The organism is Caballeronia sp. LZ033 (assembly GCF_031451265.1).
Taxonomy (GTDB): domain Bacteria; phylum Pseudomonadota; class Gammaproteobacteria; order Burkholderiales; family Burkholderiaceae; genus Caballeronia.
Genome location: NZ_JARUXQ010000001.1, coordinates 1,262,155 through 1,283,734, shown reverse-complemented (window position 1 = coordinate 1,283,734; position 21,580 = coordinate 1,262,155). Strand labels below are relative to the sequence as shown.

Below are 21,580 nucleotides of genomic sequence, written 5' to 3'. Positions count from 1 at the left end.
ATTGCCCAGTCAGAACCCGTCATTCCGCGCGCACCGGCACGCGCTGCGCGATCGCGCACATGAGCTCATAGCCGATCGTGCCCGCCGCGCTGGCGACGTCGTCGATCGGCAGACGCGGGCCCCACAGCTCGACGCGCGCGCCGACGCCCGCATTCGGACACGGTGTGAGATCGACGGTGAGCATGTCCATCGAGACGCGGCCGACGAGCTTCGTGCGCACGCCGTCGACGATCACCGGCGTGCCTTCCGGCGCCACGCGCGGATAGCCGTCCGCGTAACCGCACGCGACCACGCCGACGCGCATCGACTGCCCCGCCGTGAAGGTCGAGCCATAGCCGATGCTGCTGCCCGCATCGACCGTCTGCACGGCGATCAGCTCGGATTGCAGCGTCATGGCGGGCTTGAGTCCGATGGCGGCAATATCCGCGGTCACGCCCGACGGCGAAGCGCCGTACAGCATGATGCCCGGCCGCACCCAGTCGAAATGCGCGCCTTCATGCCACAGCAGGGCCGCCGAATTGGAGAGGCTGCGCGCGCCGGCAATGCCCTCGGCGCCGCGCTCGAAGGCCTCGAGCTGATGAGTGATGCCGCGCGGGCCGTCGGCATCGGAGAAATGGGTCATCAGCGTGATCTGGCCGATGCCCTGGCACGCCCGCGCCCGCTCCCACGCCGCGCGATACTTCTCCGGCCGGTAGCCCAGGCGGTTCATGCCGCTGTTCATCTTCAGCTGGACGTTGACGGGCTTCGAAAGCCGCGCCATTTCCAGCATGCGCAATTGCTCGTCGCAATGAATGGCGGTGGTCAGGCTGTAGCGGTCGATGACGTCGATGTCAGTCGGGCGGAAAAAGCCTTCGAGCAAAAGAATCGGCCCCGCCCAGCCCAATTCACGCAACTTCGCGGCTTCTTCGAGGTCGAGAAGCCCAAAGCCGTCCGTCGCGCGCAATCCCGGGAACGCCCGGGCAAGACCATGGCCATACGCATTGGCCTTGACGACGGCCCAGATCTTGGATTTCGGCGCGAACTTCCGGGCAATGGCGAGATTGTTGGCGAGTGCGGCGGTGTGGATGGTTGCGGATAGGGGGCGCGGCATGAGTGTCTGGTTGAAAGGCAATGAAGGCGGCCGGAACGGCGAGCATACGCCAGCGGGATGCATCCCGCTGCGCCGCTCAGGCGCCTTGCGAATCAGTAAGTTATGACGAATCTTCGGGACGGGCGTGCCATTTCGCACGTCATCGAGATTACTGCTAGTCAGAATGCATCTATTTTCGTGTTATAAAGCCGTGCGCACAACCCATTTCGAAAGGCATAAGCCCGGTCACACACGACGTGCCCGGGGCGGATCACCCGCAGTGAGGAAAGCTTCGGATCAGATGAAAAAAGGTTTTTACACCATCATGGCCGCGCAGTTTTTCTCATCGCTGGCCGACAACGCTCTACTGATCGCTGCCATTGCACTGCTGAAAGATCTTCACGCCCCGAACTGGATGACGCCGCTGCTCAAGCTGTTCTTCGTCCTCTCGTACGTGGTGCTCGCGGCCTTCGTCGGCGCCTTCGCGGATTCCCGGCCCAAGGGTCACGTGATGTTCGTGACCAATTCCATCAAGGTGGTCGGCTGCATCACCATGCTGTTCGGCGCGCATCCCCTGCTCGCGTACGGCATCGTCGGCTTCGGCGCCGCCGCCTACTCGCCCGCCAAGTACGGCATTCTCACCGAGCTCCTGCCGCCCGACCGTCTCGTGGCGGCGAACGGCTGGATCGAAGGCACAACGGTCGGCTCCATCATCCTCGGCACCGTGATGGGCGGCGCGCTCATCAGTCCGCATATCGCGAGTCATCTGCTGTCGCTGCACATTCCGCGCATCCATACGCCCGCCGAAGCCGCGATGCTCGTCATCATGCTGATGTACGTGATCGCCGCGATGTTCAACCTGCGCATTCCCGACACCGGCGCGCGCTATCCGAAACAGGAAACGCGCCCGCTCAAGCTGATCACCGATTTCGCCGACTGCTTCCTCATCCTCTGGCGCGACAAGCTCGGCCAGATTTCGCTGGCCGTCACGACGCTCTTCTGGGGCGCGGGCGCCACCCTGCAATTCATCGTACTGAAATGGGCCGAAGTCTCGCTCGGCATGACGCTTTCGCAGGCGGCCATCCTGCAGGCCGTCATCGCGGTCGGCGTGGCGGTCGGCGCCGTGCTGGCGGCGGCCCGCGTGCCGCTCAAGCGCTCGCTCTCGGTGCTGCCGGTCGGCATCATGATGGGCATCGCCGTCATGGTGATGGCGTTCTACACCCGCCATCTGTTTCCGGCGCACTGGGGCATCTACTTCGGCAAGCTGCACTTCCCGGGCTATCTGCTGATCGCCTATCTGTTCCTGATGGTGGTCGGCGGGCTGTCGGGCTTCTTTGTCGTGCCGATGAACGCGCTGCTCCAGCATCGCGGGCACGTGCTGCTGTCGGCGGGACATTCCATCGCCGTGCAGAACTTCAACGAGAACCTCTCCGTGCTCGTCATGCTGTGCCTGTACGCGGTGCTCGTCTGGCTCGACATGCCGATCCAGTTCGTCATCGTCATGTTCGGCTCGTTCGTCTGCCTCATGATGTATTTTGTGATGCGCCGGCATCAGGCCAACCAGCGCGCGTTCGATTCAGTCGCGCTGATCGGCGAGGCGCGGCACTGATGCGTCACTGACGCGCCGCTTCATCGACATCACCTCATGCTCGCCGCCGACCTCTACGCCTTCGTTTCCCGTGTGCGCGAGCGCGCTCCGCTGGTGCATTGCCTGACCAATCTCGTCGTCACCAACTTCACGGCCAACGTGCTGCTGGCGCTCGGCGCGGCTCCGGCGATGGTCGTCGCGCGCGAGGAAGTCGCGGAATTCGCGCCCATCGCGCAGGCGCTGTCGGTCAATCTCGGCACGCTCGACGTGCCCCAGACGCGCGCGATCCGCGCCGCCGTGCACGCCGCCAACGACGCGCGCACGCCGTGGATCCTCGATCCTGTCGCGGTCGGGCCGCTCTCGTTCCGCACTGATTTCGCGCTCGACCTGCTCGATGCCAGACCTGCCGTCATCCGCGGCAACGCTTCCGAGATCATCAGCCTGTCGGGCGGCGCGGCGAGCGGACGCGGTGTCGACAGCACCGCGGCCACCGACGCCGCCCTCGATGCCGCCCAGATCCTCGCGCTCAAAACACGGGCGGTGGTTGCCGTGACGGGCCAGACCGACTACGTGACCGATGGCCGCCGCGTGATCGCGCTCTCGAACGGCTCGCCCTTGATGACACGCGTGACGGGCGTCGGCTGCGCGCTCTCGGCGACGGTCGCGGCGTTCGTCGGCACGGCGTCCGATGCCAGTGAGTTCTGGGCCGCGACGGTGGCCGCCGTCGCGTATTCGACCATCGCCGGCGAACTCGCCGCGCGCGACGCCGCCCTGCCCGGCAGCTTCGCGGTCGCGTACCTGGACCGGCTTGCATCGCTCGATCAGGCCGCGTTCGGCCAGACGCTCGTGCAGCGCGACGTCGTCGCGAGCTGACGATGCGCACCGCCTTCGACCTGTCGCTGTACCTCGTGCTCGATCCGGTGCAGTGCGGCGGCCACGACGCGACCGTGCAGGTCGCGCGCGCGGCGCTCGAGGGCGGCGCCACGCTCGTGCAACTGCGCGCGCCCGAGTGGCACAAGCGCGCGTGGTTCGACCTCGCGCGAGACATCCTGCCGCTGACGCGCGCGCACGGCGTGCCCTTCGTCATCAACGATCACGTCGATGTCGCGCTCGCCGCCGGCGCCGATGGCGTGCATGTCGGCCAGCGCGACCTGCCGGCCGGCGTCGTTCGGGACATGCTCGGGCCGGATGCGCTGATCGGGCTGTCGGTGTCGAATCTCGAGGAGACCGCCGCAGCCGACGCGCTCGCCGGCGTCATCGATTACCTGGGCGCAGGGCCGGTCTACGCGACGCCGACCAAGACCGACGCGTCCACGCCATGCGGCATCGACGGCCTCGCGGCCATCCGCGCCGCCGCGCGTTTTCCGACTGTGGCGATCGGCGGCATCCAGGCGAATAACGCCGCCGACGTGCTGCGCGCCCGGCCCGCCGGCCTGGCCGTGGTATCGGCGCTCTGCCGGGCCGCGGATCCGCGTGCAGCCGCGGCGGCCCTGCGCGCGACGATCGCCCGCGCTCCAACCTGAATTCGCCATGTCCGACATCTCCGCCACGCAAACCATTCCCAACGTGCTCACGATCGCCGGTTCCGACTCGGGCGGCGGCGCGGGCATCCAGGCTGATCTCAAGGCCTTCTCCGCGCTCGGCGCCTACGGCGCGAGCGTCATCACGGCGCTGACCGCGCAGAACACGCGCGGCGTCACGGCGGTCCATGCGCCTGAGCCGTCGTTCATCGGCGCGCAGCTGGACGCCGTGTTCGACGACATCCGCATCGACGCGGTCAAGATCGGCATGCTGGCGAACGCGGGCATCGTGCGCGCGGTCGCCGACGCATTGCGGCGTTACCGGCCGAAGCATGTCGTGCTCGATACCGTGATGATCTCGAAAAGCCATCATGCGTTGCTGGCGCCGGAAGCCGTCGCCGCGTTGCGCGACGAACTGCTGCCGCTCGCGACGCTCGTCACGCCGAATCTGCCGGAAGCGGCCGCGCTGCTCGGCACCGAATCCGCCGCCGACGAAGACGCGATGGTCCGTCAAGGCGAAGCGCTGCGCGCGCTCGGCGCGCAGGCGGTGCTGATGAAAGGCGGCCATCTGGCCTCGACGGAAAGTCCGGACTGGCTCATCGAGGAACATGGCGCGTTGCGGCTCGGCGGCGTGCGCGTGCCGCTCAGGAACACGCATGGCACGGGCTGCACGCTGTCGTCGGCGATCGCCGCGCTGCTGGCGCACAGCGGCGACCTGGCGAGCGCCACCTCGGAGGCCAAGCGCTACCTGACCGGCGCGATCGAGGCGAGCGGGCAACTCGACGTGGGCCACGGTGTCGGGCCGGTGCATCATTTCTTTCGCTGGTGGTGAGTCGCGTCCTGATTGACGTCAGACTGCCTGTCGGGCGAAGGCGCGCGCGGCGTCCGGCCATCCGTCCGGCACGATGAAGCCGCGCGATTCCTCGACCCAATCTTCCGCCTCGTTGCGCGCGTAGGTGGCGATCATCGTCGGCGTCGCCGCGTGAGCGAGGCGCAGGGCGATTTCGTCCGATTCGGCCACGAGCGCGTCGGCGGCCGCTGCATCGATCCGGCGCGACGCGAGCCACGCCATGCGCGGCTGCACGACCCAGGCGCGTTCGCCGTGCGAAGACGCGGCACGCGCCGCCCGCCATTCCGACGCCGTCAGCCACCAGCCGCGCACATGGTTCGCGCCGATCTCGGGCGCAGGCCTGACCGCCTCGGCATGCAGGCCGTGATAGAAGAGCCGGCCCTTGATGAAGGATTGCGCCCGCCAGGGACCGTCGAAGCCGAGCGCCGCGAATTCGGCGCGCGCGGTCAGCCCGAGCTGATGCGTGAGCAGACGCGCGTGCTTGAGATCGAAGCGATCCTGCAGGTTCGGGCCGACATAATCGGACAGCCGCGCAGTAGAGGCGGGGTCGCCCGAGCCGTCGCCGATATGCAGATAGAACTTCACCGCCAGTTCCCAGTGCAGCTTCGCGCCATTGGCGCCTTCGAGCAGGAAGTCGCATTCGCCGATGGTCTGGCGCTGGCGCCGTACCGGCACGTTCGCCGCGACGAGACGCGCCGCCGGCCCATGAACGAGAAAGTAGCGCAGCAGACTTTCCGCGTAGATGCCGAGACGGGTGAAGCGCGGATCGCGTGCGTGTTCATGCAGGCTCTGCGGCGCGGTGTCGAGTTGCGTGAGCCAGGCGAGCGTCGCGTCGTATTCGGCGGCGGACGCGACCGGCTGTGCCAGTTCCGCGTCCGCGCCGCTCAGCAGATCCGGCGCGAACAGCAGCCAGGCGAGGTCGCGCACGGTGACGTCGTCGAAACGTTCGACGAGGCGCGTCAGTTCGCTCGCCGTGACCGCCATCAGCGGCCGCCCTTCCCCGATGCTTGCCGCGCGTCTTCCCCGGCGCCGGGCTGGACGCCGAGCGCCGTGAGCGCGTCGCGATGGGTCGCGCGCGCGAGACAGAGATCGGCCCAGGCCTTCGACTTGTCCTGCAGACTGCGCAGCAGATAGGCCGGGTGATACGTGACGATCACCGGCACGCCCTGATACGCATGCACGCGCCCGCGCAGCGACGCAATGCTGGCATCGCTCTTGAGCAGACTTTGCGCGGCGAAGCGTCCCATCGCGACGATCACCTTCGGCTTCACCAGGGCGACCTGCCGTTGCAGATACGGCTCGCAGCGCGCGACTTCATCAGGCTCGGGATTGCGGTTGCCGGGCGGACGGCACTTGATGACGTTGGCGATATAGACGTTCGACACGCGCGACAGCGTGAGCGCGCGCAGCATGTTGTCGAGCAGCTTGCCCGCCTGGCCGACGAACGGCTCGCCCTGCTTGTCCTCGTTCTCGCCCGGTGCCTCGCCGATCAGCATCCAGTCCGCCTCGCGATCGCCGACGCCGAAAACCGTGTTCGTGCGCCGCTCGCACAAACGGCAGCGCTGGCAGTTCGAGACACGGTCGGCGAGCGCATCCCAGTCGAGCGTGGCGATGTCGAGGTCGCCGGGGGCGTCGGCCAGCGCGGGTTCGGGGGCGGCGGGCGCTTCGTCGGCCCAGGGGAGATCGTCGTAGGCGTCGAGCGGCGGGAGGTCGGAAGCGGACGGCGCTTCCGGCCGCTCGGCTTTCGGTTGCGCGGCTTCGGGCCGTGAGGCCGGCAAGGGCGATGCGGCATGCACTTCCCTTCGATCCGTGGGGGGCGGCGCTTCCCCAACCCCCGCAGCCGTTGCTTGCACTTCGGGCGCGTCCGCCTGCATCGCGGGCGCCTTGGCCGCCGCGCGCCGGACCCACACCGGCCCGATTCCAAGTTCTTCGATCAGCGATTCATCGAGCGCCATGCGCACTCTCCTTCGAAAACGACAGACGCATGACGATTGCGTCCTCGCGCGAGCGATGCCGCGCGGGGTAATAGTTCTTGCGGCGCCCGATGGCGGTAAAGCCGAAGCGTTCGTATAGCTGGATGGCGCGCGGATTGGACGGCCGCACTTCGAGCAGCACGCCTTCGAGCTTTTCAGAACGCGTGATGCGCACCGCCTCGCGCAGCAGCGTGAGCCCCGCGCCCGCGCGCTGCGCCGCCGGCGCGACACACAGGTTCAGCAGATGCATCTCGTCGACCACCGGCATCAGCACGCAATAGCCGATCAGCGTGCCCGTCACATGCCGCAGGCAGACGCCGTAATACCCATTGCGCAAGGAATCCTGGAAATTGCCGCGGCTCCACGGAAACTCATAGGCGAGTTTCTCGACCGCGGCGACTTCGTCGAGGTCGGCTTCGGTCATCGGCGTGAGATACCGGTCCGCCAGCAGCACGCCGCTCACCGCAGCGCCTCCTCGCGGGCCCGCATGCGCTCGGCCGTGGTCTGCGCGACCTTGTCGCGCACGTATTCCGGCGCCGCGTGTTCGGGTGCGACGGTACGGCCCGCGCGCCACGCCCGCAAGCCGAGCAGCGCGACGGGCAACGCATGCGGCAGCGCCTCGCGATCCACGTGTGCGGCGGCGGCAAGCGCCGGCAGCCGCTCGCTGAAAGCCGCCGCGGCGTTGCCGGCCAGCGTGAACGGCACATCGGGCAGCGCGAGCGCGCCGGGCGCATCGAGCGCGGCCGGATGCAGCGTGCGCCACTCGTCCGACGCGGCGTCGTAGGCGTAGTCGGCCCAGTAGACCTCGTCCATGCGCGCATCGAGCGCGGCGAGCACGCGCTGCGGCGCGGCGGGATCGTGCAGGCGCGCCGCTTCGGCGCAGGCGAGCAGCGTGCTCACCGGCACCACCGGCACATTCAGTCCGAACGCCAGCCCCTGAGCGACGCCCGTTGCCGTGCGCAGACCGGTGAACGACCCCGGACCCGCGCCGAACGCGATGGCGCCGCAATCGGCGAGTGCGAGGCCCGCGTCGTCGAACAGCTCGCGCACCGCGGGCAGCAGGCGGGTGCTGGACACCGCGCCGGTGGCCTCGTGGCGGAACCAGGCGCGCACCGCGCCGCTCGCATACTGCGGCGCGACGGACGGGATGGCGGTGTCAGGGGAAGGAGAAGCGGAATCGGCGAGTAACAGCGCGACTGAGCAGAACTCGGTCGATGTGTCGAGAGCCAGCAGGACTGTGCGTGTGGCTGTGGGCATGGCAGTGCGTGTCATAGCCGGTATTGTAATGCGACACCTGCACCGGTTTCGCGCCATCGACGCTTACGACAGGAGGCGCGCGCGTCTGGAAGGCGTGCCCGGTTCGAAGAAAGCCTCGACAGGCAAAGCGCGTGGCGCTTGCTAAGATCGACCGCAGCCTTTTCAACCCGAATGGAGCACGCATGACCGAGATCGAGCAGCAATTCGTGCAGGCCCAAACCGACGTCACCGAGTTGCCCGAGCGGCCCGGCAATCTCACGCTGCTGCGCCTGTATGCGCTCTTCAAGCAAGGCAGCCTCGGCGACATCCAGGGCGAAAAGCCCGGCTTCACCGATATCGCCGGCAAGTTCAAGTTCGAAGCGTGGGAAGCGCTGAAAGGCACGCCCGCCGACGAAGCCAAGGCGCGCTACGTCGAACTCGTCGAATCGTTGAAACGCGGCGAAGCGACCTGAGCCTGCGGGGCTCGCTGCGTCATTCAGGCGCGAACATTCCCCGAAACGAACCGCACCGCATCTGCTCATGCCCGTCCCTGGCGCGCGAATGCGCCAAAACGGCGTCATGATCTGGCGCGGTGCAGCAAATTCCTATATACTTACGCTTCTGTGTCGTGCGGCGGCTGCCCGGCTTCTCAGCCAGGCCTCTTGCAGCAAGGCACATCGTAGCGTTTCGCTCCAATCCAGTTTAGAAACTGTCCCCTCCCTGCTAGGCCGTTTTGCGTTGCTTTGCACGCAGTCAGTGTCCCCGGCCCGTCATGCATCAGGCTGACGTCAGCGCCCATCGCTCGGTTCCGGCCGAACGGGCCTGCCGTATCCGATACAGCTTCTAACAAAGAGACTCACCGCCCGTTCGCGTGAGTGACCTTCGTTTTTCGATTTGCTCGCTGTTTTTTCGCTCGCTGAATCCAACGACTTGGGTATGCCGATTGGCGCCGACGCCTTATTCCTCGTTTCAAGGATCGACATGACTTCGAGCTTCACCGCTAGCCCGTTGGACAACCTCGCAGCAGACATTGGCCTCACCCCCACCACCGACACGCCCGTCGCCGCAGCCGCCCCGGCAGCCGACGTGCCCACCGGCCCCACTTTCGAATCGCTCGGTCTTTCGGAAGACATCATCTCCGCATTGACCGCCGCAGGCTACGCCAGCCCGACGCCCGTGCAGCAGCGCGCGATTCCCGCCGCGCTCGCCGGCCGCGACCTGCTCGTCTCCAGCCCGACCGGTTCGGGCAAGACGGCCGCGTTCATGCTGCCCGCCATCGAGAAGTTCTCGCAGATGCAAAAGCTGGAAGCCCAGCAACCGCGCCCGCCGCGTGACCCGAACGCCGCGCGCGGCCGTCGTCCGCAGCCGATCGCACGTCCGAAGCTGCTCGTGCTGACGCCGACCCGCGAACTCGCGATGCAAGTCTCGACCGCTGCTTCCACCTACGGCAAGCACCTGCGCCGCCTGCGTACCGTCAGCATCCTTGGCGGTGTCGCGTACGGTCAGCAATTGATGCTGCTCGCGAAGAACCCCGAGATTCTCGTCGCCACGCCGGGCCGCCTGATCGATCACCTCGAGCGCGGCCGTATCGACCTGTCCGAACTGAACATGCTCGTGCTCGACGAAGCCGACCGCATGCTCGACATGGGCTTCATCGAAGACATCGAGACGATCGTCGACGCCACGCCGGCCTCGCGCCAGACGCTGCTGTTCTCGGCGACCATCGACGGCAAGATCAGCTCGCTGACTGGCCGCCTGCTGAAGGATCCGGAGCGCATCGAGATCGTCCAGAAGCTCGAAGCGAAGAGCAACATCGCGCAGACCGTGCACTATGTGGATGACCGCGATCACAAAGACCGCCTGCTCGACCACCTGCTGCGCGACGACGCGCTGGACCAGGCGATCGTCTTCACGGCGACCAAGAGCGACGCCGACCTGATCGCCAACCGTCTCGCCGACGCCGGCTTCGAATCTGCCGCGCTGCACGGCGACCTGCCGCAAGGCGCACGCAACCGCACCATCCGCGCGCTGCGCGAGCGCCGTGTGCGCGTGCTGGTGGCGACCGACGTCGCGGCTCGCGGCATCGACATTCCGGGCATCACGCACGTCTTCAACTACGACCTGCCGAAGTTCGCTGAAGACTACGTGCACCGCATCGGCCGCACCGGCCGGGCGGGCCGCAGCGGCACCGCCGTCAGCCTCGTGCATTACGCCGAGATGGGCGCGCTCAAGCGCATCGAGCGTTTCGTGCGTGCGCCGCTGCCGGTGAATGTCGTGGTCGGCTTCGAGCCGCGCAAGAGCCCGCCGAAGGGCGGTTTCGGCGGCGGCCGCGGCCGTCCGGGCGGCAACGGCGGTGGCGGCCGACGCTTCGGCAATGGCGGCGGCAGCAGCAGCGGCCGAGGCTACGGCCCGAGCAACGCCAGCGGCTACGGCAACAAGCCGAATGCCGGCTCGCGTGAAGGCGGTTATCGCGGTGGCAACAGCGAAGGCGGCTATCGCGGTGGCAACAGCGACGGTGGTTATCGTGGCGGCAACAGCGACGGTGGTTATCGTGGCGGCAACAGCGACGGTGGTTATCGTGGCGGCAATCGCGGCGAAGGCGGCTATGGCTCGCGCGACGGCTACAGCGCACGCCGCAACGACGGCCCGCGCGCACCGCGCCGCGGCAACTAAGCCCTCGTTTGACAGGAAGCGGCCACGCGCCGCTTCCGGTTTCACCAGAAAACCGATGCCCCGTGCATCGGTTTTTTTTCGCCTTGTCGCCATATTTCACGATGCGCAATGGCCTTTTGTGTCGCAAAAGATGTGCTGCGCGGCACAAATTTACGCATTGCAACATAGGAAATGCAATTCCGAATGACGAAATATAAATCTTAAATTACTGATTCTAAACAATAAAAAGATTCGCAATTTCTGCTCACAAGGGGTGTTTCGCGCGGCGTCGTTTGCCTAGACTCTTATATAAGAGTTGAGCAAACACACAGCGCCCGATACGGCGCACCAAGCTCAAGTCCAGGAAAAATCACCGCTTCACGAATCGCCGTTCATTCCAATCTCAAGGAGAAACGCCATGACCTCACGTCAACAACTCGCTCAGCAACTCCATCAGCAATGGGAAAGCGACCCGCGCTGGAAGGGCATCAAGCGTGGCTACTCGGCGGACGACGTCGTGCGCCTGCGCGGCTCGGTGCCGGTGGAGCACACGCTCGCGCGGCGTGGCGCGGAGAAGCTGTGGGCGTCGATCAACGAAGAGCCGTTCGTCAACGCGCTCGGCGCGCTGACCGGCAACCAGGCGATGCAGCAGGTCAAGGCCGGCCTGAAGGCCATCTATCTGTCGGGTTGGCAGGTGGCGGGCGACGCCAACGTCGCGGGCGAAATGTATCCCGACCAGTCGTTGTATCCGGCCAATTCGGTGCCGCTCGTCGTCAAGCGCATCAACAACACGCTCACGCGCGCCGACCAGATCCAGTGGTCGGAAGGCAAGAATCCCGGCGATGAAGGCTACCTCGACTACTTCGCGCCGATCGTGGCCGACGCCGAAGCAGGCTTCGGCGGCGTGCTCAACGCGTTCGAACTGATGAAGGCGATGATCGAAGCCGGCGCGGCCGGCGTGCACTTCGAGGATCAGCTGGCTTCAGTCAAGAAGTGCGGCCACATGGGCGGCAAGGTGCTCGTGCCGACCCGCGAAAACGTCGCCAAGCTGACGGCCGCGCGCCTCGCCGCCGACGTCTGCGGCACGCCGACGCTGCTGATCGCCCGCACGGACGCCGAAGCCGCCGATCTCGTCACCTCCGACATCGACGACAACGACAAGCCGTTCCTCACCGGCGAGCGCACCGTGGAAGGCTTCTTCCGCACGAAGCCGGGTCTGGAGCAGGCGGTGTCGCGCGGTCTCGCCTATGCGCCCTACGCGGATCTCGTGTGGTGCGAGACGGGCAAGCCGGACCTCGAATACGCGAAGAAATTCGCCGAGGCGATCCACAAGGAATTCCCGGGCAAGATGCTGTCGTACAACTGCTCGCCGTCGTTCAACTGGAAGAAGAATCTCGACGACGCGACCATCGCCAAGTTCCAGCGCGAACTCGGCGCGATGGGCTACAAGTTCCAGTTCATCACGCTCGCGGGCTTCCACGCGCTGAACTACTCGATGTTCAACCTCGCGCACGGCTACGCCCGTTCGCAGATGAGCGCGTTCGTCGAACTGCAGCAGGCCGAGTTCGCCGCCGCCGACAAGGGCTTCACGGCGGTCAAGCATCAGCGCGAAGTGGGCACCGGCTATTTCGACGCGGTCACGCAGACGGTCGAGCGCGACGCATCGACCACCGCGCTGCACGGCTCGACGGAAGACGAGCAGTTCTTCGACAAGAAGGTGGCTTGACCCTCGCGTCGATCATCACGCGGTAACAGGCTGAATCAGGGAGCGTAGTGAAGAAAGCGGCGGCCGCCGTCCTCGCGAAAGCGGGCGGCGGCCGCTGCGCACTGGCCGGTTCTCAGCGATACACGATCACAGGAATCTTGGTGTGCGTGAGCACGCGCTGCGTCTCGCTGCCGATCAACAGGCTGCCGAGCCCGCGGCGTCCATGCGACGCCATCAGGATGACGTCGCAGCCATTCTGCTCCGCCGCTTCGATGATGCCGATATACGGCGCCGCCTCGATGCTCGTGACGCTGTTGCAGGGCACGCCGGCGTCGTCGGCGGCGCGCATGACCGCATGCAGATGCTCGCGGGCTTCGTTCTCGGCGCGGGCGTGGAAATCGTCGGGCGGCTCGACGGCGACATCCGCGAACGGCGAATACGGATATTGCGGCAGACACGCATAAGCCGTGATGCGCGCGCCAACGGATTGCGCGAGATCGATCGCGCCGTCGATGGCCTTCTGCGACAGCTCGGAGCCGTCGGTCGGCACCAGGATGTGCTTGAACATGGCGTCCTCCTTCGAACCTCGGGGCACGCTTCATTGTAGTCAGGGCCGCGCGGCGGCGAGACGTTTCGCGCCGGACTGCCCGGCGTGCCGGAGCGAACGTCCCTGCTACGCCTCGTCGCCCCAATATCCCGGAGCGTTGTACGTATGCTTGAGCAGATCGAGGAACAGGCGCACGCGCAGCGGCAGATGCCGGCGCTGCGGAAACACCGCGTGAATGCCGATGGGCGGCGCAGCAAAGCCTTCGAGCACGCTCACGAGCCGTCCTTCACCGATGTCCTCGCCGACCTCCCACCACGAGCGCCACGCCAGTCCACGGCCTTCCAGACACCATTCATGCAGGACCGCGCCGTCGGAACATTCCATCGTGCCCGACACCTTGATCGTCACGACCCGGCCGTCCTGCTGGAACACCCAGCCGCGCTGCTGATTCGCCGATGCCCCGAGCGCCAGGCAATTGTGCTGGGCGAGCGCGGCGAGATCGGCGGGCGTGCCGCGGCGCGCCAGATAGTCCGGCGACGCGACGCACACGCGCCGGTTCTCGCCGAGCTTCAGCGACACCAGCGACGAATCCGGCAATTCTCCGAGCCGCACGGCGCAGTCGAAACCTTCATTGACGAGATCGACCATGCGGTCGGTCAGGTCGAGGCTCACCGACACATCCGGATGCTGCGCGGTGAAGCGCGGCACCAGCGAGGCGACATGCCGCCGGCCGAATCCCGCCGGCGCCGACACACGCAAGTGCCCGCTCGCCTTCACGCCGCCCGCCGATACGCTGGCCTCGGCGTTCTGCATGTCGTTGATGATGCGCTGGCAATCCTCCAGGAACGCCGAACCTTCGAAGGTCAGCGTGATCCTGCGCGTGGTGCGCACCAGCAGCTTGACGCCAAGACGCTCTTCGAGCGCGTCAAGCCGGCGTCCGATCACGGCCGGCGCGATGCCTTCCGCCTGCGCCGCCGCCGAGAGACTGCCTTTCGCTGCCACCGAGGCGAAGGTTTCTATCTGCTTGAACCGATCCATGCGTTTTCGTCGTCATTCAGGGAGACCGGACACAGATTAGGTATTAAAAAGTAAAAGATCAAGTGATGTCGCGGTGCTTTTTCCATCACCTGGATCACGAATAGAATCAGTCCTGACCTCTACACGGAGCGCACGGCTATGTCGGCCAGAACGACACTCACCGCAAACGCGACACCCCTGTCTCTCCCCGACATGGCCCGGCTTCCGCGCGCCGTCATCTTCGATGCCTACGGCACCCTCTTCGACGTCCATTCGGTCGTCGCCGCCGCCGAACAGCTGTTCCCGGGACGCGGCGTCGCGCTGTCGCGGCTGTGGCGCCGCAAGCAGATCGAATACACCCAATTGCGTACGCTCGCCGACCCGGCCGGCACGCACTACGAGCCGTTCTGGAAGATCACCGTCGATGCGCTGCGCCACGCCGCCGCGCGTCTCGCGCTCGCCGACGCGCTGACCCGCGCCGCCGAAAAGCGCCTGCTCGACGAATACGCGTGCCTCTCGACGTTTCCCGACATCGTGCCGGCGCTCACGGCGCTGCGCGACCGCTTCAACCTGCCGCTCGCGATCCTCTCGAACGGCAGCGCCCCGATGCTCGAGGTCGCCGTGAAAAGCGCCGGCATGAGCGGCCTGTTCGATCACGTGCTGTCCGTCGATGCCGCGCGCGCCTATCCGCCCGCCCCCGCCGCGTATGCACTCGGCACGCGCGCCTTCGACGCGCCGCCGCGCGACATCGTGTTCGTCTCGGGCAGCGGCTGGAACGTCGCGGGAGCGACCTGGTTCGGCTACACGAGTTTCTGGATCAATCGCGCGGCGCTGGCGGCCGAAGAACTCGGCGTCGCGCCGCATGGACGCGGGCGCGGCATGGCGGATCTCGTCGCGTTCGTCGAAGCGAGCGCGGTGCGCCCGCCCGCGCGAGAGCGCAGCCGCACAGCGGGCAGTACGGCAGGCAGCGCGCGCCGTTCGTCCGCGGTCTGAATCGCCACGCATCAATCCCACGCAAGCCACTACGCAAAACCAGCAAGCAAAACCGTCTGACCGACCAAGGAGAAAACAATGACCTCAATCTCGAACCCGCTCGCGCTGCCGAAGGGCATGGCCATCTCGGCCGACATCAAGCCGGACTACCAGGCCATCCTGACGCCCGAAGCGCTCGAGCTGGTCGCGGCGCTGCACCGTCAGTTCGAACCGCGCCGCCAGCACTTGCTCGCTGCACGCGTCGAGCGCACCCAACGCCTCGACGCCGGCGAGCGCCCCGATTTCCTCGACGCCACGCGCTCGATCCGCGAGAGCGACTGGACCGTCGCGCCGCTGCCGAAGGATCTGCAATGCCGCCGCGTCGAGATCACGGGTCCGGTCGAGCGCAAGATGATCATCAACGCGCTCAATTCCGGCGCCGATTCGTACATGACCGACTTCGAGGATTCGAACGCGCCGAACTGGGACAACCAGATCGTCGGTCAGATCAATCTGCGCGACGCGGTGCGCCGCACGATCTCGCTGCAGCAGAACGGCAAGTCGTACACGCTCAACGACAGGACCGCGACGCTGATCGTCCGTCCGCGCGGCTGGCATCTCGACGAAAAGCACGTGACCGTCGACGGCCAGCGCGTGTCCGGCGGCCTGTTCGACTTCGCGCTCTATCTGTTCCACAACGCGCACGAGCTGATCGCGCGCGGCAGCGGTCCTTACTTCTATCTGCCGAAGATGGAGAGCCATCTCGAAGCGCGCCTGTGGAATGATGTGTTTGTCGCGGCACAGGAGGCGGTCGCCATTCCGCGCGGCACGATCCGCGCAACCGTGCTCGTCGAGACGATTCTCGCCGCCTTCGAAATGGACGAGATCCTCTACGAACTGCGCGAGCACAGCTCGGGCTTGAACGCGGGCCGCTGGGACTACATCTTCTCGGCGATCAAGAAGTTCAAGAACGACACGGACTTCTGTCTCGCCGACCGCGCGAAGATCACGATGACCTCGCCGTTCATGCGCGCCTATGCGCTCGAACTGCTGAAGACCTGCCACAAGCGCAATGCGCCGGCGATCGGCGGCATGTCGGCGCTGATTCCGATCAAGAACGATCCCGCGGCGAACGAGCGCGCCATGGACGGCGTGCGCTCCGACAAGACGCGCGACGCCACCGACGGCTACGACGGCGGCTGGGTGGCGCATCCGGGCCTCGTGCCGATCGCGATGAAAGCGTTCGTCGACGTGCTCGGCGATCAGCCGAACCAGATCGGCAAGCAGCGCCCCGATGTCCAGGTCACCGCGCACGATCTGCTCGACTTCCGTCCGGAAGCGCCGATCACCGAAGCCGGTCTGCGCAACAATGTGAACGTCGGCATCCACTATCTCGGTTCGTGGCTCGCGGGCAATGGCTGCGTGCCGATCCACAACCTGATGGAAGATGCCGCGACCGCCGAGATCTCGCGCTCGCAAGTGTGGCAGTGGATCCGCTCGCCCAAGGGCTCGCTCGACGACGGCCGCAAGGTCACGGCCGCGCTGGTGCGCGAGATCACCATCGACGAGCTGGAGAAGGTGAGAATGAGCGTCGGCGCAACGGGCGCGGACACGAAGCCGTATGAACGCGCGGCGAAGATCTTCGAGGAGATGTCGACCTCGGCCGACTTCACCGAGTTTCTGACGCTCCCGCTGTACGAGGAGATCTGAGCGCGTCGTCCGCAACGAAGCTTCAGCGTGCGAGAAAAACGGCCTGCGGGCCGTTTTTTCGTTTGAGGCGCATGATGGACCGAGCATGGCGTGTGCTACATTGCGCATCGCCTTTTTCAACGATTCAACCGTGGAGCGCACTCACCGTGCGAACGACAGCATGAGCAACATCCAGCTCGATATCGAATGGACCGAAGCGGCATCGCGCAAGATCGAAAAACTGATGCCGCGCAACGCCAGCAAGGACGCATACCTGGCGCTGCCGCCCATCGAATGCCTGCCGATGGAAGGCGACGTGCTCTTTCTCGGTCCGGACGGCAAGCAGCAGCCGTTCATCGTCGCGGAACGCCAGTACCATCACGAAGGCGACGCCGACTGGACCATCATCCTCATTCTCGACGTGCCGCACGAAACGCACTGACAACGTCCCGCTCCTGCGGGCTCAGAGGAGCTTCGTCGCCTTGCGCACTTCGCCGTGTTCGCACAGCGCCGGCGCCTTCGCGCGGAATGCCTGGATGTGCGGCGCCTGTCCGTGTGCGTCGAGCGCGTCCTGGCTCTCCCAGCGCTCGACGAAGATGAAGCGGCGCGGCTCCTCGTTGTCGCGATGCAGGTCGTATTGCAATGCGCCGCGCTCCTTGCGCGTCGGCTCGACGTTCGCTTCGAGCACCTGCTTCAGTTCCTCTTCCTTGCCCGGCTTCGCGACGAATATCGCGACAACGGCGACTTCCGACATGAGCTTCTCCTGTCTTCGTTGATTGACGAAGCACGAGCATAACCGTCCGCGTCATGCGCTGCCGGAATCACATGAGCGCGACACAGGCGCAAGCCACAAAGAAAAAGCCCGCGTTTCGGTGGAAACGCGGGCAAAAACCGTCGCCCTACGAGGATAGGCGACGGGGCCATCGGGGCTCGCTGCATGGCGAGCCAATGTTCGGCATGTCTGGTGCATTGCGCGGGATGACTCGCTTGTCGAAGAAGTTCAAGCGGCGATTCGCGCCATTGATGCAATGTACTATCCATGGGCCTATTCTTTATAAGCTTTTGCGCACATTTCCCGATCGAAAGAATTGTCTGCGCATATCGAAGGCGAGTTTCGCATTAGCGCGCATTACGAAACGAGCATGCGATGACCGCTTTTGCTGGAATCTTCGCGAGCGATGCAAACAAAAACGCCTCCCGGAGGAGGCGTTGCGAAGAGTAGCGTCTTGCGGGAGAGATCAGCTGATCTGCCCGGCGAGCAGCGCCATGATCTGACGCGCTTGCGGCGACGAATCCGGATTGCCCTTGTCATCGACAATCGCGACGCGCGTCTGCGCTTCCGTCACGGCCCGCACGTTGACCTGATACTGCTTGGCCTTCATTTCCTTGCGGCCGTGGAAGACCTGGCTCCAGAAGCCCTGCTCCGCCGACGTCTTGTCGGTCGGATCGACGTAGCGCACGTAGTACATGCCCTTGGCGCGATCCCGGTCATCCACGGTGAAGTTCGCGCGATCGAGCGCGGTGCCCACGCGCAGCCACGCGCGATCGTAGGCTTCCGGCAAGGTGATTTGCGAGGTATCGGCCTCGGGCACGACTTCGTTGCGGATCGGCGTGTTGCCGGCATTCGCGACGTTCTGTGCCGCGACCGAAGCCGCCTTGGCATCGCCGCCCTTCGCAGCTTGCGCGCTTGCACCTGCCGCGCCGACGGCGGCCGGCGTATCCAGCGAAGTCGCGCCGCCTGAAGCCGCGCGCTGGTCGGACAACGCGAGCGAGGACATCAACCGCTTCAGATATTCGTTCTCGAGCGCGGGATCGTTGGGACGCGCCTGCCACTGGCTCGAATCGTTGTTGACGCCGGTGAGCGCCTCACGCATGCCCTTCTGGCTGACGAACACGTAGGTGCCGCCGTCCGGCGCTTTTTCGAGACGCGTCCGGTACTTGTTGCGCTCGGCCGTGACATACGAATTGCCGGTGGCCTTGGCGAGCGTGTCGCGAATCAGGCCGTCGGAAATCTGCGGATGGGTTTCGTTCCAGTCCGTTTCCATCACGCCCTTGTCGCGCTGATCCACCACCAGCAGAAAGCCCTGCTCCTGCCAGAAGCGACGGATTTGCGGCCACACCTGATCAGGGGACTTGCCGTCGACCACGAGCCAGCGCTCGGCGCCGTCCCGCTGGATGTGCATGCCCGAGACGGGCGGCACGACGGTCGGCGCGTTCGGGGCGACTTTCTGTACTTGCTGGAGATCGGAGAGCGAGGCCTGTCCGCCTTGCGGCGGCAGCGAGCGCGAGTCGGATGCTTCGTCGATCAGATTCGGCGGCACGGCGAGAGACACCTGCTTCGAACGCTGATCGCTCTTGTAATTGAACGCATTGGGATTGGTCGAGCCGCATCCCGCCACGATTCCTGCCACCGCGAGCAGCGCAGCCATGCGCGTGGCCGCCCGCGTGGTGAGCTGCTGGGTTACCCGCCTGGTTACACGAAAATCTGTCATGTCTGGAAAGTCCTTCCGCTACGCCACGGGCGTTCTTCCGTGGATCAACCCGTTATTTTACCGATCCCGCGCGCGCTGGTGCAAAAACACGGGATATCCCTCATGACCGGCACGGCGGCATGAGTCGGCAAGCCTGTGTTGCATTCGATCTCGGTCCTTCGTTGCGACGCCCGACGCCGATGGACCATTCGGACGAGCTGCCAAAGCGACCCGACAAGAAATGACAATTTATGACGATTGATCAAGGCGGCGTTTGCCGTTCGTGTTCGCGCCAACCCGCTGATTCATATTGGATTTTCTTGATGAGCGCAATATTCGGCGTATACCTGTTCAAAAGCAGCCATCTATTGCGAAGGCTAACCATAACCCTAGAATCTCCTCTCAAACAATACGAAAACTCCCAATCTGAGAGAGAGATTCGATGGCCAAGATCAGACATCCTAAAAATATCGCGCGGGGGCTTGCGGTATGTTCTCTACTGCTGACGGCGACCGCGACGGCTCATCTCGGCGGTACGGTGCGCGCGTCGGACGAAACGTCGGACGCCGTCATGCGGCGGGCGCAATCGGGCCTGCCGGCCTTCAGCGAAACGACCGACGCGAACGGGATCGTCATCCGCGAGTATGTCGATGGAAACGGCGCGGTCTACGCCGTATCCTGGCGCGGGCCCGCGATGCCGGATATCCAGGCGCTCCTGGGCGCGCATTTCGAGACGTTCAGGGAAGGCGCGCTGGCATCGATGGGCGCGCTCGGACTGCACACGGCGCAGGTGGCGACAGGAGACCTGGTCGTCGAGAACCACATGCGCCTGCGCGAGTTCAGCGGACGCGCGTGGCTCGCGAACGCGCTGCCGCCCGGCGTGAACGCGTCGGACATTCAGTAGGAGGCCGCCATGCCCTGCCTCGAAGCGTTTCGTGAAGCCTGCGCGCTGCTGCTCGTCATGACGCTCTGCTCGCTGCTGGTTGCCTGCGGCGGCGGTGGCGGAGGCGATGGCGCGGCGGGCGGGGCCAGCGCCCGCGGGACCGCCACCGCCCAACCCGCGCCACCCGCATCTTCGGCTGCACCCGCACAGGCAAGCGCGCCGGACGCGGCGAGCACGGCCGTCGTGCAATCGTCGTTGCCCAACGTGCAGCCCGTCACCGTGTCCCGCACCTCCACCGACACGCGCAACATGCTGCAAACCAGCGTGACGCTCTGCGTGCCGGGCACGAACACCTGCCAGACCATCGACGGCATTCAGGTCGATACCGGATCGCACGGTCTGCGTGTCCTGGCCTCCGCGCTCGATCCGACGATGGCGCTGCCGCCCGTCGCGGGCAGCACGTCCGGCTCGGCGATGGCGGAATGCGCCGTGTTCGGTTCCGGCTACACGTGGGGCGCGGTGCGCCAGGCCGACATCCGGCTCGCGGGCCAGCTGGCGGCCTCGACGTCGGTGCAGATCATCGCCGACCCGGCGGTCCCCGCTGTTGCGCAGGATTGCAACCAGTCGGGACTGTCGATGCTCAACGCAACCACGCTGCGCGGCAACGGCATTCTCGGCATCGGGCCTTTCGTCGCCGATTGCGGCGCGAACTGCGCCAGCGCGCCCATGCCGCGCTGGTATTACCAGTGCACGTCGGGCGCGTGCGCCGCAAGCCCGCTCGCGGTCGCGCAGCAGGTGACGAATCCGGTCGCGAACTTCGCCACCGACAACAACGGCGTCGTGATCGAACTGCCCGACGTGCCGGATGACGGCGCCTTCAGCGTCAACGGCACGCTGACCTTCGGCATCGGCTCGCAGGCGAACAATGCGCTCGGCTCGGCCACGGTGCTCGCCGCGAATGCGTCGAGCGCCTACGTGTCGACGGATTTCGGCGGCACGACCTATGGCGCGAGTTACATCGACAGCGGTTCGAACGGCCTGTTCTTTCCCTCGACGACACTCGCCCGCTGCGGCGCATGGTTCTGTCCGGCGACGACGCAGTCGCTCAGCGCGACGATCCGCTCGCCGGCGGGCGCGCAAAGCACGGTGAATTTCAGCGTCGCGTCCTCGACGAGCCTGTTCGGCAGCGGCAATTACGCCTTCGACAATCTCGCGGGGCCGTCGAACAGTGGCTTCGCCTGGGGCTTGCCGTTCTTCTTCGGCCGGCGCGTCTTCACGGCGTTCCAGGAACGCGCGACGCCGGCCGGCGCCGGTCCTTACTACGCGTTCTGAACCGCGCATGAAAAAAGCCGTCCCGGTTTGCGCCGGGACAGCTTCAGGATCCGCTTCGATATCTGCTTCGAGAACG

21 protein-coding genes are annotated in these 21,580 nt (G+C 65.9%); 12 read left to right on the top strand and 9 right to left on the bottom strand.

Translation table 11 applies throughout. The features are described from left to right. Window positions 1–19 precede the first annotated feature (19 nt). Complete coding sequence (alr, locus tag QCE62_RS05870; RefSeq protein ID WP_309915428.1) at window positions 20–1,090, bottom strand: alanine racemase; 1,071 nt, start codon at window positions 1,088–1,090, stop codon at window positions 20–22. Window positions 1,091–1,370: 280 nt separating this feature from the next. Between alr and lplT the strand changes: the two genes are divergently transcribed. From lplT to thiD, 4 genes are read left to right on the top strand one after another with little or no spacing between them, the layout of a single operon-like run. Next, window positions 1,371–2,678 carry a lysophospholipid transporter LplT gene (gene lplT, locus QCE62_RS05865; protein WP_309915426.1) on the top strand — a complete coding sequence of 436 codons (1,308 nt, stop codon included), beginning with the start codon at window positions 1,371–1,373 and terminating at the stop codon, window positions 2,676–2,678. 36 nt (window positions 2,679–2,714) lie between these two features. Continuing rightward, window positions 2,715–3,530: a hydroxyethylthiazole kinase gene (gene thiM / locus QCE62_RS05860; RefSeq protein WP_309915423.1), complete on the top strand. Its 816-nt coding sequence runs from the start codon at window positions 2,715–2,717 to the stop codon at window positions 3,528–3,530. Window positions 3,531–3,532: 2 nt separating this feature from the next. Next, window positions 3,533–4,180, top strand: coding sequence for a thiamine phosphate synthase (gene thiE, locus QCE62_RS05855; RefSeq protein ID WP_309915421.1), 648 nt, complete (start codon window positions 3,533–3,535; stop codon window positions 4,178–4,180). 7 nt (window positions 4,181–4,187) lie between these two features. Then, entirely contained in the window at window positions 4,188–5,009 is an 822-nt protein-coding gene (gene thiD, locus QCE62_RS05850) for a bifunctional hydroxymethylpyrimidine kinase/phosphomethylpyrimidine kinase (RefSeq protein WP_309915418.1), read from the top strand. A gap of 18 nt (window positions 5,010–5,027) precedes the next feature. Here the strand turns inward: thiD and QCE62_RS05845 are convergent, their stop codons facing one another. From QCE62_RS05845 to tsaB, 4 genes are read right to left on the bottom strand one after another with little or no spacing between them, the layout of a single operon-like run. Further along, entirely contained in the window at window positions 5,028–6,011 is a 984-nt protein-coding gene (locus tag QCE62_RS05845; RefSeq protein ID WP_309915415.1) for a DUF1853 family protein, read from the bottom strand. After that, window positions 6,011–6,982, bottom strand: a complete 972-nt coding sequence (locus QCE62_RS05840; RefSeq protein ID WP_309915412.1) for a uracil-DNA glycosylase family protein — start codon at window positions 6,980–6,982, stop codon at window positions 6,011–6,013. Before QCE62_RS05840 ends, QCE62_RS05845 begins: the two co-directional genes overlap by 1 nt. Continuing rightward, window positions 6,969–7,463 (bottom strand): ribosomal protein S18-alanine N-acetyltransferase, encoded by a 495-nt coding sequence (rimI, locus tag QCE62_RS05835; protein WP_309808045.1) that lies wholly within the window; start codon window positions 7,461–7,463, stop codon window positions 6,969–6,971. The genes QCE62_RS05840 and rimI overlap by 14 nt, the downstream gene beginning before the upstream one ends. Next, entirely contained in the window at window positions 7,460–8,257 is a 798-nt protein-coding gene (gene tsaB, locus QCE62_RS05830; protein ID WP_309915409.1) for a tRNA (adenosine(37)-N6)-threonylcarbamoyltransferase complex dimerization subunit type 1 TsaB, read from the bottom strand. Before tsaB ends, rimI begins: the two co-directional genes overlap by 4 nt. Window positions 8,258–8,439: 182 nt before the next feature. Here tsaB and QCE62_RS05825 point away from each other — a divergent pair, with 182 nt between their 5' ends. The 3 genes from QCE62_RS05825 to aceA all read left to right on the top strand — a co-directional run bounded on the left by QCE62_RS05825 (window position 8,440) and on the right by aceA (window position 12,614). Continuing rightward, window positions 8,440–8,709, top strand: coding sequence for an acyl-CoA-binding protein (locus QCE62_RS05825; RefSeq protein ID WP_309915405.1), 270 nt, complete (start codon window positions 8,440–8,442; stop codon window positions 8,707–8,709). A 508-nt stretch (window positions 8,710–9,217) separates the two neighbouring features. Next, window positions 9,218–10,909: a DEAD/DEAH box helicase gene (locus tag QCE62_RS05820; protein ID WP_309915402.1), complete on the top strand. Its 1,692-nt coding sequence runs from the start codon at window positions 9,218–9,220 to the stop codon at window positions 10,907–10,909. 397 nt (window positions 10,910–11,306) lie between these two features. Continuing rightward, window positions 11,307–12,614, top strand: coding sequence for an isocitrate lyase (gene aceA / locus QCE62_RS05815; RefSeq protein ID WP_309915399.1), 1,308 nt, complete (start codon window positions 11,307–11,309; stop codon window positions 12,612–12,614). Between the two features lie 112 nt (window positions 12,615–12,726). On the opposite strand, the gene QCE62_RS05810 is transcribed toward aceA, so the two are convergent. Both QCE62_RS05810 and QCE62_RS05805 read right to left on the bottom strand, forming a co-directional pair. Continuing rightward, the gene (locus tag QCE62_RS05810; RefSeq protein WP_309808040.1) at window positions 12,727–13,161 is read right to left on the bottom strand and encodes a universal stress protein; all 435 of its coding nucleotides are present in this window, start codon (window positions 13,159–13,161) and stop codon (window positions 12,727–12,729) included. Window positions 13,162–13,266: 105 nt separating this feature from the next. Further along, window positions 13,267–14,178: a LysR family transcriptional regulator gene (locus QCE62_RS05805; RefSeq protein WP_309915396.1), complete on the bottom strand. Its 912-nt coding sequence runs from the start codon at window positions 14,176–14,178 to the stop codon at window positions 13,267–13,269. Window positions 14,179–14,370: 192 nt separating this feature from the next. Here QCE62_RS05805 and QCE62_RS05800 point away from each other — a divergent pair, with 192 nt between their 5' ends. The 3 genes from QCE62_RS05800 (at window position 14,371) to QCE62_RS05790 (ending at window position 17,260) form a co-directional block, all read left to right on the top strand. Next, on the top strand, window positions 14,371–15,150 hold the full coding sequence (locus QCE62_RS05800) for a haloacid dehalogenase type II (RefSeq protein ID WP_309919653.1): 780 nt from the start codon (window positions 14,371–14,373) through the stop codon (window positions 15,148–15,150). Between the two features lie 87 nt (window positions 15,151–15,237). Continuing rightward, window positions 15,238–16,839, top strand: a complete 1,602-nt coding sequence (gene aceB, locus QCE62_RS05795) for a malate synthase A (protein WP_309919650.1) — start codon at window positions 15,238–15,240, stop codon at window positions 16,837–16,839. 160 nt (window positions 16,840–16,999) lie between these two features. Further along, window positions 17,000–17,260, top strand: a complete 261-nt coding sequence (locus QCE62_RS05790; RefSeq protein ID WP_309919647.1) for a DNA-binding protein — start codon at window positions 17,000–17,002, stop codon at window positions 17,258–17,260. Between the two features lie 21 nt (window positions 17,261–17,281). Here QCE62_RS05790 and QCE62_RS05785 read toward each other — a convergent pair whose 3' ends face one another. Both QCE62_RS05785 and bamC read right to left on the bottom strand, forming a co-directional pair. Further along, window positions 17,282–17,572, bottom strand: coding sequence for a putative quinol monooxygenase (locus QCE62_RS05785; RefSeq protein ID WP_309808037.1), 291 nt, complete (start codon window positions 17,570–17,572; stop codon window positions 17,282–17,284). Window positions 17,573–18,056: 484 nt separating this feature from the next. Then, window positions 18,057–19,310, bottom strand: coding sequence for an outer membrane protein assembly factor BamC (bamC, locus tag QCE62_RS05780; RefSeq protein WP_409017799.1), 1,254 nt, complete (start codon window positions 19,308–19,310; stop codon window positions 18,057–18,059). 421 nt (window positions 19,311–19,731) lie between these two features. Here bamC and QCE62_RS05775 point away from each other — a divergent pair, with 421 nt between their 5' ends. Continuing rightward, complete coding sequence (locus QCE62_RS05775) at window positions 19,732–20,193, top strand: DUF2844 domain-containing protein (protein WP_309915393.1); 462 nt, start codon at window positions 19,732–19,734, stop codon at window positions 20,191–20,193. Window positions 20,194–20,202: 9 nt separating this feature from the next. Then, complete coding sequence (locus QCE62_RS05770) at window positions 20,203–21,504, top strand: DUF3443 domain-containing protein (protein ID WP_309915392.1); 1,302 nt, start codon at window positions 20,203–20,205, stop codon at window positions 21,502–21,504. The last annotated feature ends 76 nt before the right edge of the window (window positions 21,505–21,580 follow it).

Coding starts and splice junctions, on each gene's coding strand:
- tsaB (WP_309915409.1), bottom strand. CDS start 8,257: ATGCCCACAGCCACACGCACAGTCCTGCTGGCTCTCGACACATCGACC.
- QCE62_RS05775 (WP_309915393.1), top strand. CDS start 19,732: ATGGCCAAGATCAGACATCCTAAAAATATCGCGCGGGGGCTTGCGGTA.
- QCE62_RS05770 (WP_309915392.1), top strand. CDS start 20,203: ATGCCCTGCCTCGAAGCGTTTCGTGAAGCCTGCGCGCTGCTGCTCGTC.
- QCE62_RS05810 (WP_309808040.1), bottom strand. CDS start 13,161: ATGTTCAAGCACATCCTGGTGCCGACCGACGGCTCCGAGCTGTCGCAG.
- bamC (WP_409017799.1), bottom strand. CDS start 19,310: ATGACAGATTTTCGTGTAACCAGGCGGGTAACCCAGCAGCTCACCACG.
- QCE62_RS05825 (WP_309915405.1), top strand. CDS start 8,440: ATGACCGAGATCGAGCAGCAATTCGTGCAGGCCCAAACCGACGTCACC.
- thiE (WP_309915421.1), top strand. CDS start 3,533: ATGCGCACCGCCTTCGACCTGTCGCTGTACCTCGTGCTCGATCCGGTG.
- QCE62_RS05785 (WP_309808037.1), bottom strand. CDS start 17,572: ATGTCGGAAGTCGCCGTTGTCGCGATATTCGTCGCGAAGCCGGGCAAG.
- thiM (WP_309915423.1), top strand. CDS start 2,715: ATGCTCGCCGCCGACCTCTACGCCTTCGTTTCCCGTGTGCGCGAGCGC.
- QCE62_RS05840 (WP_309915412.1), bottom strand. CDS start 6,982: ATGGCGCTCGATGAATCGCTGATCGAAGAACTTGGAATCGGGCCGGTG.
- thiD (WP_309915418.1), top strand. CDS start 4,188: ATGTCCGACATCTCCGCCACGCAAACCATTCCCAACGTGCTCACGATC.
- QCE62_RS05845 (WP_309915415.1), bottom strand. CDS start 6,011: ATGGCGGTCACGGCGAGCGAACTGACGCGCCTCGTCGAACGTTTCGAC.
- QCE62_RS05800 (WP_309919653.1), top strand. CDS start 14,371: ATGGCCCGGCTTCCGCGCGCCGTCATCTTCGATGCCTACGGCACCCTC.
- aceA (WP_309915399.1), top strand. CDS start 11,307: ATGACCTCACGTCAACAACTCGCTCAGCAACTCCATCAGCAATGGGAA.
- QCE62_RS05820 (WP_309915402.1), top strand. CDS start 9,218: ATGACTTCGAGCTTCACCGCTAGCCCGTTGGACAACCTCGCAGCAGAC.
- alr (WP_309915428.1), bottom strand. CDS start 1,090: ATGCCGCGCCCCCTATCCGCAACCATCCACACCGCCGCACTCGCCAAC.
- QCE62_RS05805 (WP_309915396.1), bottom strand. CDS start 14,178: ATGGATCGGTTCAAGCAGATAGAAACCTTCGCCTCGGTGGCAGCGAAA.
- lplT (WP_309915426.1), top strand. CDS start 1,371: ATGAAAAAAGGTTTTTACACCATCATGGCCGCGCAGTTTTTCTCATCG.
- QCE62_RS05790 (WP_309919647.1), top strand. CDS start 17,000: ATGAGCAACATCCAGCTCGATATCGAATGGACCGAAGCGGCATCGCGC.